Here is an 11,643-nt window from a genome sequence, read left to right as displayed (position 1 = left end):
GATAGCGCTGAATAGTGGCTATCTGCCGCCTATCTGCGCCTGCCAATAAAAAAAATAAGAAATCGAAGGGAGACATCCAGTGAAGAGCTTGCTCTATCCCGCTGTCGCACTGATGAACCGCCTGAGCTTCGGCATGAAGTTCAGCCTGATCAGCGTACTGTTCCTGGTGCCGATGCTGGTGACCAACTTCTATCTGGTGCGTGACTCCTATCGCGAATTCCAGGGCACGCGCATCGAACTGCAAAGTCTCGACCTGTTGGGCAGCAGCCTGACGTTACGGCGCGATCTGGAAACCCTGAACAACCTGGTGCAGATCAATGTCAGCCTCGGCCAATCCGGCAAGGCCGGCAATGTCGAATCGAAAATCAGCGCCCTCGAGCAGAATATTCTGACTCGTTTGCAAGGACTGACGGCGATGACCAGCGACCCGGAGCAGGTCGCGGTGTTTGATGGCAAACGCGATGAAATGATCGCCGCGTTCAAGGCCCAGCAAACGGAAAACTCCCTGCAAAGCAAAAGTGCCTTGATCGGCAAGCTGGTGGGCAGCGCGCAGATTTTCAGCCAGCTCATCACCAGCCAGTCCGGCCTCAGTCGTGACAACCAGAGCGACATGCGCCAGTTGAGCGAGCTCGTCACCCTCGTCACGCCACGGGTCACCCAGATCCTGGGCGAAGGTCGGGCAATGGGGTCTTATTCGCTGGGGCAGGGGTTCATCAACTCGGCTTCGAGTACCCGTTTCGATGAATTGCTGGCGCAGATTGAAAAGCTCCAGGCCGAGTATGGCCTGAAGTTGCAGGATGCCTTGGGTTCCAGCAAAGCCGCACGCGATAACCTGGCCGCTCAGGCCGATAGCAGTCGGGCATCCTTGAAGAAAGCCAGCGAGCTGTTCGAGGAGCAAGTGGTCATGGCCGATACCCTCGATGCGCCGTGGCAGGGCTTTTACGATCAGGTCAGCGCCCTGATGGACCAGACCTATCAACTCAACGAAGCAACCCTGAAGTATCTGGGCCCGCAGTTGCAGCAACGCCTGGACCAGAACCGTACACACATGATCTTGCAGGCCGTGGCGCTGTCAGTCGTATTTGTGCTGATCTTTTATCTCTACGGCGCGTTCTATGCCTCGACCCGCACCACGCTCAAGCGCCTGGGGGCGGTGATGGACAAGGTGGCGGCCGGCGACATGACCGTGACCTTCAGCGCCCACAGCCGCGATGAGCTGGGGGAGTTGGGCGAGGTGTTCAACGGCACCGTGAAAAAAATCCATGACCTGATCGAGCGGGTGGGGCAGACCGTCAGCGAAGTCGAGCGTCAGGCCGGGCAAGTGGAAAACGTTTCCGCACAAAGCAACCAGGCCGTCGCCGGGCAGCGCACACAGATCGAACAAGTGGCCACGGCCATGAACCAGATGTCGGCCACTTCCCAGGAAGTGGCGCGCAGTGCCGCCGCGGCGGTGAGCAGTGCCCACAGTGTCAACGATGAAACCATCAGTGGCCGCAGTCTGGTGGAGTCGCAGCAAGGCAGCATTGCCGCGCTGGCCAGCGAGATCGATCAATCGGTGCTGGTGATCAACCAACTGGCCAGCGACAGCCAGTCCATCAGTCGCGTGCTCGAAGTGATCAAGAGCATCGCCGAGCAGACCAACCTGCTGGCGCTCAATGCCGCCATCGAGGCAGCTCGGGCCGGTGAGCAGGGCCGTGGTTTCGCCGTGGTAGCCGACGAAGTCCGGACCCTGGCCAAACGAACCCAGCAATCGACCGAAGAAATCGAGCAGATGATCGCCAGGCTCCATGGCGGTGTCGGCGCGGCGGTCAAGGCCATGGGCACCAGCCATGAAATGGCCAACGGCACGGTCGGGCAGTCGGAGAAGGTCCAGCGCGCGCTGGAAAACATTCTGGGAGCGGTCGGCATGATCGTCGACCAGAACCAGCAGATTGCCGCCGCTGTGGAGCAGCAAACCGCCGTGGCCCACGACATCGACCAGAACATCGTCGAAATCAATCGCGCCGGCGAGCGCACCGCTGAAGGTGCGCATCAGACCGAAGACGCCAGCCGGGCGTTGTCGGCCCAGGTCGTGGAGTTGAAGCAACTGATCAGCGCATTCCGGGTCTGAAATTCCCTCGGTACCCCTGTAGGAGCGAGGCTGCTCGCGATAGCGGAGTATCAGTCGACATCAATGTCGCCTGATAAACCGCTATCGCGGGCAAGCCCGCTCCCACAGTTGGCGGGTGCTGGCCGTTATGACCAATTAAACAACTCGCAGGCATTGGCCGTACTGGCCGCGGCCAATTGCTCGGGGCTGATCGCCATGATGTCGGCCAGTGCCGCGCAGATCGCCGGCAAGTGTGCCGGGCTGTTGCGCTGACCGGGGAACATGGCTGGGGCCATGTCCGGCGAGTCGGTTTCCAGCACTACTGAATCCAGCGGTAGCTCGGCGAGCACGCGGTGCATGCGCAGCGCCTGCGGCCAGGTCGGGGCACCACCAAGGCCGAGTTTGAAACCGAGCTTGATGTATTCCCGCGCTTCTTCCTGGCTGCCGGCGAAGGCGTGGATGATGCCGGCCCGTTTGAGCTTGAAGCGTTTGAGCGTGGCAATCACTGCCGCATGGCTACGCCGCACATGGATCAATGCCGGAAGCGCGAAATCCGCCGCCAATTGCAATTGCGCCTCGAACAACGCCTGCTGGCGGTCGCGGTCCAGGGTTTCGATGAAGTAGTCCAGGCCGATCTCGCCGACTGCGCACAGTTGCCGATGGCCGGCCAGGCGGGTCAGCCAATCACCGAGTTCGCTCAAGTCTTCAGGGCGATGATCGTTCAGGTACACCGGGTGCAATCCGAACGCGGCGTGCAGGTCGGGATCACTCTGCACCAGCTCCCAGACTCGCTGCCAATTGGCCTGATAAACCCCCAGCACCACCATCCGCCGCACCCCGAGGGCGCGGCTTTCGGCCAGCAGCGCCTGACGGTCGGCGTCGAAGTCCGGAAAATCCAGATGGGTGTGGGTGTCGATCAGCTCCACGGTTCAGTCCTGGCGAATACGCTGCTTGAACGTGCGCGCGATGGCTTGCACGCCGGGCCGGTAATCCGACTGCTCGATGGCTGCCAGGGCCAGCGCGAGGGCCTTGTCGGCGATCAACTGGTGTTGCTGGGCCATGGCGTTGACCGGCAGCGGCAGGAAGTCCAGCAACTGGGTGTCGCCGAATGTGCCGAGGCGCAGCGGGCGGTTTTTCAGCGGGAAGTCGTGCAGCGCATCGAACACGCCCTGAAGCAGCACGTAGGATGTGGTCACCAGGGCATCGGGCAAATGGCCCAGGCGCTGCAGCAACTCTTCCATCAATTGTTTGCCGCATTCACGGCTGAAGGACTCGCCTTCTTCGATCAGCACCTCACCGTTGAACCCGGCGAGCGCCTCTTTGAAGCCGGCGCAACGTTCCTGGCTGATGCTCAGTTCCGGGCGGGCGCCGATCAGCGCGATCTGTTTGGGCAAGGGGTCGAGCAGGCTGCGGGTCAGTTGCAGGCTGGCCTCGCGGTCGTCACTGATCACCGAGCAGAAATGCTCGGGTTCCATGACCCGGTCGATGGCGATGATCGGAATGCCTTTGGCCTGCAATTGGTGATAGCTGTCGTCGCCGGCCGGCAGGCAACTGGCAACGATCAGTGCGTCGCAGCGCCGGGCGCGGAACAGTTGCAGCAATTGCCGTTCACTGTCCGGTGCATCGTCGGAACTGGCGATCAGCAACTGATAACCCCGGGCCCGCGCACCTTGCTCCAGCAATTTGGCGATTCGCGCGTAACTGGGGTTTTCCAGATCCGGCAGAATGAACCCCAATGTGCGGGTGTGCCGGCTGCGCAAACCGGCGGCCTGTGGGTTAGGCGTGAAGCCATGTTGTTCGACGACCGCGCGCACACGTTCGACGGTAGCGCTGCTGATGCGCTGTTGTTCGGCCTTGCCATTGATGACATAGCTGGCGGTGGTGACGGACACACCGGCCAACTGGGCGATATCACTGAGTTTCAACCCGCTGTTTCCTTGTTTTTTCGAGATTGCCTCGACATTTTCGTCAATCCTAACCGATTAAGGCAGGCGACCATTGTCGCAACGTATCCGACAAGTTGGACTTCAAGGATGGGCCAATATCGAGTAACGTGCCAATCGATCTAGATTAAACGTTTCAGCAGGCGTATTTTCTACGTTTTAGGCGCCTTTGGCCGGTTCTGCCGTGAAACCGCCAAAAGCGATGACCAAGCGCCTAAGCTGACTCATTCAAAACAATACCTGGCGCCCCAAGGCGCCAAAAAGGAGAAAGCATGCTCGAGCTCACTGTAGAGCAGATTTCCATGGGCCAGTCGGCTGTGGATAAGTCCGCAGCGCTGCAATTGCTGGCCCGGCATCTGGTCGCCGACGGCCTGGTGGCCGAGGGGTATCTCGCTGGTTTGCAAGCGCGGGAAGCGCAGGGCTCGACCTTTCTCGGTCAAGGTATTGCCATCCCCCACGGTACGCCCGAAACCCGCGAACTGGTGTTCACCACCGGTGTGCGCCTGATGCAGTTCCCCGATGGCGTGGACTGGGGTGACGGTCATATCGTTTACCTGGCAATCGGTATCGCTGCCAAATCCGATGAGCATCTGCGCCTGTTGCAATTGCTCACCCGCGCCCTCGGCGAGACTGACCTGGGCCAGGCCCTGCGTCGCGCCGGTTCCGCCGAAGCCTTGCTGAAGTTGCTGCAAGGCGCGCCGCAGGAACTGGCGCTGGATGCGCAGATGATCGGCCTCGGTGTGGCGGCAGAAGATTTCGAAGAACTGGTCTGGCGCGGCGCACGTCTGTTGCGCCAGGCCGACTGCGTGAGCAACGGTTTCTCCGCCGTGTTGCAGCAGGTTGAAGCGCTGCCCCTGGGCGATGGCCTGTGGTGGCTGCACAGCGAGCAGACGGTGAAGCGCCCGGGCCTGGCCTTCGTTACCCCGGACAAACCGCTGCGCTATCTCGGCCAGCCACTCAATGGACTGTTCTGCCTGGCCAGCCTCGGTGAGGCCCATCAAGCCCTGCTCGAACGCCTGTGCGCGTTGTTGATCGAAGGGCGTGGCCATGAATTGGGGCGCGCCACCAGCAGCCGCAAGGTCCTCGAAGTGCTTGGTGGTGAAGTGCCCGCCGACTGGCCCAGCGCGCGAATTGCTTTGGCCAACGCCCACGGTTTGCATGCGCGGCCGGCGAAAATCCTCGCGCAACTGGCAAAGAGTTTTGAAGGTGACATCCGCGTGCGGATCGTCGATGGCCACGACAGCGCGGTGTCGGTAAAGAGCTTGAGCAAGTTGCTCAGCCTCGGCGCCCGTCGGGGGCAGGTCCTGGAAATCATCGCCGAACCGGGCATCGCGGCGGATGCGTTGCCGGCCTTGTTGGCCGCCATCGAAGAAGGCCTTGGTGAAGAAGTCGAACCGCTGCCACCGGTAAGCCAGGTGCGCGAAGTCGTTGCCGATATGGCCGAAGTGGTCCTTGCCCCGGTGTCAGGCAGCGTGGTTCAGGCGATTGCTGCCGCCCCGGGGATCGCCATCGGCCCGGCTCATATTCAGGTGCTGCAAACCATCGATTACCCGTTGCGCGGCGAGTCCGCTGGCATCGAGCGTGAGCGTCTCCAGCAAGCCCTGGCGCAGGTACGCCGTGACATCCAGGGCCTGATCGAGCGCAGCAAGAGCAAAGCCATCCGCGAAATCTTCATCACCCACCAAGAGATGCTCGACGACCCGGAGCTGACCGATGAGGTCGATACGCGCCTCAAGCAGGGTGAAAGCGCCGAGGCGGCGTGGATGGCGGTGATTGAAGCGGCGGCCCGGCAGCAGGAAGCGTTGCAGGATGCCTTGCTCGCCGAACGTGCGGCCGACTTGCGCGACATCGGGCGTCGTGTGTTGATGCAGCTCAGCGGCATCGAAACCCCGAGCGAACCGGATCAACCATACATTCTGGTGATGGACGAGGTCGGCCCGTCCGACGTCGCACGTCTCGACCCCACTCGCGTGGCGGGGATTCTCACCGCCCGGGGTGGCGCTACGGCGCACAGTGCGATTGTCGCCCGGGCCCTGGGCATTCCGGCACTGGTCGGCGCCGGCCCTGGCGTGTTGCTACTGGCGCCGGGTACGCCGTTGCTGCTCGATGGCCAGCGGGGCCGCCTGCATGTGAACGCTGACGCAGCGACCTTGCAACGCGCCACGGCCGAACGCGATACCCGCGAGCAGCGCTTGAAGGCGGCAGCTGAACTGCGCCATCAACCCGCGCTGACCACCGATGGCCATGCCGTCGAAGTGTTCGCCAACATTGGTGAGAGCGCTGGCGTGACCGCCGCGGTCGAGCAGGGCGCCGAAGGCATTGGCCTGTTGCGCACCGAACTGATTTTCATGGCCCACCCGCAAGCGCCCGACGAAGCGACCCAGGAAATCGAGTACCGCCGCGTCCTCGACGGTCTGGCCGGGCGACCGCTGGTGGTGCGTACCCTCGATGTCGGTGGCGACAAACCGCTGCCGTACTGGCCGATAGCGAAGGAAGAAAACCCCTTTCTCGGCGTGCGCGGCATTCGCCTGACCTTGCAGCGCCCGCAGATCATGGAAGCGCAATTGCGCGCCTTGCTGCGGGCTGCCGACAACCGGCCGCTGCGGATCATGTTCCCGATGGTGGGCAGCGTCGACGAGTGGCGCCAGGCCCGTGACATGACCGAACGCCTGCGTCGGGAAATCCCGGTCGCCGACCTGCAACTGGGGATCATGATCGAAGTGCCGTCGGCGGCATTGCTGGCGCCGGTGCTGGCCCAGGAAGTCGACTTTTTCAGCGTCGGTACCAACGACCTGACCCAATACACCCTGGCCATCGACCGTGGCCATCCGACACTGTCGGCCCAAGCCGATGGCTTGCATCCGGCGGTGCTGCAACTGATCGACATCACCGTGCGCGCAGCCCATGCCCACGGCAAATGGGTCGGTGTATGCGGTGAGCTGGCGGCCGACCCGCTGGCAGTGCCGGTGCTGGTCGGCCTCGGTGTGGATGAGCTCAGCGTCGGGGCGCGCAGCATTGCCGAAGTCAAGGCGCGGATTCGCGAACTGGGCTTCACTCAGACTCAAACCCTTGCCCGACAGGCCCTGGCCGTGGGCAGCGCCAATGAAGTGCGCGCATTAGTGGAGGCCCTGTAATGGCCCGGATTCTCACCCTGACCCTCAACCCGGCGCTGGACCTGACCGTCCAGTTGCCGCGCCTTGAAGCCGGCCAGGTCAACCGCAGCGATGTGATGCACACCCACGCCGCCGGCAAAGGCGTAAACGTGGCGCAAGTGCTGGCGGACCTCGGGCATCAGCTGACCGTCAGCGGCTTTCTTGGCGAAGACAACCTGCAAGCGTTCGAAACGTTGTTCGCCAAACGCGGTTTCGTCGACGCTTTCATCCGCGTTCCGGGCGAGACCCGCAGCAATATCAAACTGGCGGAAAGCGACGGCCGCATCACCGACATCAACGGGCCGGGGCCGCAGGTCAGCGAAGCGGCGCAGCAGGCCTTGATCGATCGACTGGAGCAGATTGCCCCGGGCCATGATGCGGTGGTGGTCGCCGGAAGCTTGCCGTTGGGCGTCAGTGCGCAGTGGTTGCAGGCGTTGATCCTGCGCTTGAAGAGCCTGGGTCTGAACGTCGCCCTCGACACCAGCGGCGAGGCGTTGCGTGCAGCGCTCAAAGCGGGGCCGTGGCTGATCAAACCCAACACCGAAGAGCTGGCCGAGGTGCTGGATTGTGAGGTCGTGTCGGTCAGTGCCCAGGCCTTGGCGGCGGAGCGCTTGCACGCCCAAGGCATCGAGCATGTGGTGATTTCCCATGGTGCCGAGGGTGTGAACTGGTTCAGCGTCGGCTCGGCGCTGCATGCCACGCCACCCAGGGTCAGCGTCGCCAGCACGGTGGGCGCGGGTGATTCGTTGCTGGCGGGGATGCTCCACGGTTTGCTCAGTGCCGATACGCCGGAGCAGACCTTGCGCACCGCCACGGCGATTGCCGCGATGGCAGTGACCCAGATCGGATTCGGCATTGGCGATGCAGCGCAACTGGCGCAGCTCGAACAGGGTGTGCGCGTGCGTCCCCTGACAGAACAATAAGAGGGTTTGTCATGAAGTTAGCCATCGTTACGGCCTGCCCGAGCGGCATGGTCACCAGTGTGCTGTGTGCCCGGCTGCTCGATGCCGCGGCCCAGCGTCAGGGCTGGAGCACCAGTGTCGAAGTCACCGATGCTGCGCATCCCGAAAAACAACTGTCGGCGGCCACCCTCGACGCAGCCGAGTGGGTGCTGCTGGTGACCAGCGCGCCGGTGGACATGTCGCGGTTTGTCGGCAAACGGCTGTTCCAGAGCACCCCGGCCCAGGCCCTGCAGGACGTGGAAGCCGTGCTGCGGCGCGGTGCACAGGAAGCACAGGTCTACGTCGCTACCGAAGCCGTCATCGAACCTGTGGCGGCGGTCCAGAACGCACCGCGACTGGTGGCCGTCACCGCCTGCCCGACGGGTGTCGCTCACACGTTCATGGCTGCCGAGGCCTTGCAGCAAGCGGCAAAACGCCTGGGCTATGACCTGCAGGTGGAAACACAGGGCTCGGTCGGTGCGCGCAATCCATTGAGCGCGCAAGCCATTGCCGAGGCCGATGTGGTGTTGCTGGCGGCCGATATCGAAGTCGCCACCGAGCGTTTCGCCGGCAAGAAAATCTATCGCTGTGGCACCGGCATTGCCCTTAAGCAAGCCGAGGCGACCTTGAAAAAGGCCTTGGCCGAAGGCCAGCAGGAAAGCGCATCGAACACTGCCAAGACAACGGCCAAGCAGGAGAAGACGGGCGTCTATAAACACCTGCTGACCGGCGTGTCGTTCATGTTGCCGATGGTGGTGGCCGGCGGCTTGATGATCGCCTTGTCGTTCGTGTTCGGCATCACCGCGTTCAAGGAAGAGGGCACGCTGGCGGCGGCGTTGATGCAGATCGGCGGCGACACTGCGTTCAAGCTGATGGTGCCGCTGTTGGCGGGTTATATCGCCTATTCCATTGCCGACCGTCCGGGCCTCGCGCCGGGGATGATCGGTGGCATGCTGGCGAGCACCCTGGGCGCCGGCTTCATCGGCGGGATCATTGCCGGCTTCCTTGCCGGTTACGCGGCCAAGGCGATCAACCGTTATGCGCGATTGCCGCAGAGCCTTGAGGCGCTCAAGCCGATCCTGATCATCCCGCTGCTGGCGAGTCTGTTCACCGGTCTGGTGATGATCTACGTGGTCGGCAAGCCGGTGGCCGGGATGCTTGCCGGGCTTACGCATTTCCTCGACAGCATGGGCACCACCAACGCGATTCTGCTGGGTGTGTTGCTGGGCGGCATGATGTGCGTCGACCTCGGCGGGCCGATCAACAAGGCGGCCTATGCGTTCTCGGTGGGCTTGTTGGCGTCGCAGAGTTACGCGCCGATGGCGGCAACCATGGCGGCCGGCATGGTGCCGCCGATCGGCCTGGGCATCGCCACGTTCATTGCCCGACGCAAGTTTGCGCAGAGTGAGCGCGAAGCCGGTAAGGCAGCACTGGTGCTGGGGCTGTGCTTCATCTCCGAAGGGGCGATTCCGTTTGCGGCGAAAGACCCGTTGCGGGTGATTCCGGCGAGCATCGCCGGCGGTGCGCTGACCGGTGCGCTGTCGATGTATTTCGGCTGCAAATTGATGGCGCCCCACGGTGGGTTGTTCGTGCTGGCGATCCCGAATGCGATCAACCATGCGCTGCTTTACTTGTTGGCGATTGTGGCGGGGAGCCTGTTGACGGCGGTGGTGTATGCGCTGGTGAAACGGCCGGAGACGGTGGAGTTGGCGGTAGAACCCGTCACCGCCTGACACTTGCCCCTGTGGGAGCGGGCTTGCTCGCGAAAGCGGAGTGTCAGCAAAGCGTATTTCGGCTGACACGACGCCTTCGCGAGCAAGCCCGCTCCCACAAGGGATCTGTGGTGTTGACAGGATCTGTGTCATGCCAGGGTCATAGGGCCATGCTTTAGTTTTTCCTTTTTCAGGGAGAACACCATGAGCGATTTCGACCTCGGGCGCCGTCGTGTCATGCAAGCGGTCGGCGCCGGGCTGTTGTTGCCGGGGCTGGCGCCGGCGGTGATCGCTTCGGTCAAGGATCGGCCGCAACTCACCGACGGCGTGCAATCCGGCGACCTGCTGGGCGACCGGGCGATTATCTGGAGCCGCTGCGACCGCCCTGCGCGGATGGTGGTGGAGTGGGACACCCGCAGCCTGTTTCCCAACCCCCGGCGATTCGTCTCGCCGCTGGCCGATGCGCGCACCGATCTCACTGCCCGGGTCGAACTCACAGGACTGCCCGCCGACCAGGCGATTTTCTATCGCGTGCAGTTCGAGGACGCCCAGAGCGGCGTCGCCAGCGAGCCCTGGTTCGGTCACTTGCGCAGCGTGCCGCAAACCCGCCGTGACATCCGTTTTGTCTGGAGCGGCGACACCGTCGGCCAGGGCTTCGGCATCAACCCGGACATTGGCGGCATGCGCATCTACGAAGCAATGCGCCTGCGTCTGCCGGATTTTTTTATCCACAGCGGCGACACCATTTACGCCGACGGCCCGATCCCGGCGCAGCTCACCACCGAAGGCGGCCGGGTGTGGCGCAACATCACCACCGAGGCCAAGAGCAAAGTCGCCGAGACCCTCGATGAGTATCGCGGCAACTATCGCTACAACCTGATGGACGAAAACATCCGTCGCTTCAACGCTGAGGTCCCGCAGATCTGGCAGTGGGACGACCACGAAGTGGTGAACAACTGGTCGCCGGGCAAGCAGCTGGATGCGCGTTACCAGGACAAAGATATCCACAGCCTGGTGGGCCGCGCACGCCAGGCCTGGCTCGAATACGCGCCGATGCGTTTGCAGAGCGGCGATGGCGGCGGGCGGATCTATCGCAAGTTGGGTTACGGGCCGCTGCTCGATGTTTTCGTGCTGGACATGCGCAGTTATCGCGGGGCCAACGATGACAATCTGGGCGCTGAAAAACCCTTCCTCGGGCGTGAGCAACTGGACTGGCTCAAGCGCGAAATGCAGGCCTCGAACGCGCAATGGAAAGTCATCGCGGCCGACATGCCCATTGGCCTCGGCGTGCCCGACGGTGAAGTCAGCCCCGGTGTCGCGCGCTGGGAAGCGGTAGCCAACGGTGACCCCGGCCCGGCCCAGGGGCGTGAACTGGAAATCGCCGAACTGCTCGGTTTCCTACGGGCGCAGAAGGTGCGCAATTTCCTGTTCCTGACCGCGGATGTGCATTACTGCGCGGCCCATCATTACCACCCGGATCGGGCGGCGTTCCAGGATTTCGAACCGTTCTGGGAGTTCGTCGCCGGACCGCTGAATGCCGGTAGCTTCGGACCGAACTCGCTGGATAAAACCTTTGGTCCTGAAGTGGTGTTCGAAAAGGCGCCGTCAGCGCAGAACGTCTCGCCGTTTGCCGGGTTTCAGTTTTTTGGCGAGGTGAATATCGATGGGCAGAGCGGGGAGTTGAGCGTGGTGTTGCGGGATCTGGATGGGGTGTCTGTATTCGAGCGCAAGTTGCAGCCGGTTTGACCGACACATGAACCCCTGTGGGAGCGGGCTTGCTCGCGAAGGCGTCGTGTCAGTCGAAAG

7 protein-coding genes and 1 pseudogene are annotated in these 11,643 nt (G+C 62.8%); 6 read left to right on the top strand and 2 right to left on the bottom strand.

The window, feature by feature from the left end; translation table 11 throughout:
* Positions 1-112: 112 nt before the first annotated feature.
* Together KGB28_RS31865 and KGB28_RS31860 are read left to right on the top strand one after the other, a co-directional pair.
* Positions 113-1,204, top strand: a pseudogene (locus KGB28_RS31865) (methyl-accepting chemotaxis protein); the annotation flags it as partial.
* Positions 1,181-2,110 (top strand): methyl-accepting chemotaxis protein, encoded by a 930-nt coding sequence (locus KGB28_RS31860; protein ID WP_411740599.1) that lies wholly within the window; start codon positions 1,181-1,183, stop codon positions 2,108-2,110. The pseudogene KGB28_RS31865 and the gene KGB28_RS31860, both read left to right, overlap by 24 nt.
* A gap of 125 nt (positions 2,111-2,235) precedes the next feature.
* Here the strand turns inward: KGB28_RS31860 and KGB28_RS23810 are convergent, their stop codons facing one another.
* Both KGB28_RS23810 and cra read right to left on the bottom strand, forming a co-directional pair.
* Positions 2,236-3,015 (bottom strand): TatD family hydrolase, encoded by a 780-nt coding sequence (locus tag KGB28_RS23810; RefSeq protein WP_223448131.1) that lies wholly within the window; start codon positions 3,013-3,015, stop codon positions 2,236-2,238.
* Between the two features lie 3 nt (positions 3,016-3,018).
* On the bottom strand, positions 3,019-4,014 hold the full coding sequence (gene cra, locus KGB28_RS23805) for a catabolite repressor/activator (protein WP_223448130.1): 996 nt from the start codon (positions 4,012-4,014) through the stop codon (positions 3,019-3,021).
* A 290-nt stretch (positions 4,015-4,304) separates the two neighbouring features.
* Between cra and ptsP the strand changes: the two genes are divergently transcribed.
* From ptsP to KGB28_RS23785, 4 genes are all read left to right on the top strand, one after another.
* Positions 4,305-7,166, top strand: coding sequence for a phosphoenolpyruvate--protein phosphotransferase (ptsP, locus tag KGB28_RS23800; protein ID WP_223448129.1), 2,862 nt, complete (start codon positions 4,305-4,307; stop codon positions 7,164-7,166).
* The gene (gene pfkB, locus KGB28_RS23795) at positions 7,166-8,107 is read left to right on the top strand and encodes a 1-phosphofructokinase (RefSeq protein WP_223448128.1); all 942 of its coding nucleotides are present in this window, start codon (positions 7,166-7,168) and stop codon (positions 8,105-8,107) included. Before ptsP ends, pfkB begins: the two co-directional genes overlap by 1 nt.
* Before the next feature lie 11 nt (positions 8,108-8,118).
* On the top strand, positions 8,119-9,858 hold the full coding sequence (locus KGB28_RS23790) for a PTS fructose-like transporter subunit IIB (protein WP_223448127.1): 1,740 nt from the start codon (positions 8,119-8,121) through the stop codon (positions 9,856-9,858).
* Between the two features lie 183 nt (positions 9,859-10,041).
* Positions 10,042-11,583, top strand: a complete 1,542-nt coding sequence (locus KGB28_RS23785; protein WP_223448126.1) for an alkaline phosphatase D family protein — start codon at positions 10,042-10,044, stop codon at positions 11,581-11,583.
* The last annotated feature ends 60 nt before the right edge of the window (positions 11,584-11,643 follow it).

Source organism: Pseudomonas sp. BF-R-19, assembly GCF_019956445.1.
Classification (GTDB): domain Bacteria; phylum Pseudomonadota; class Gammaproteobacteria; order Pseudomonadales; family Pseudomonadaceae; genus Aquipseudomonas; species Aquipseudomonas fluorescens_BH.
This window is presented reverse-complemented; position numbering and strand designations above follow the sequence as displayed.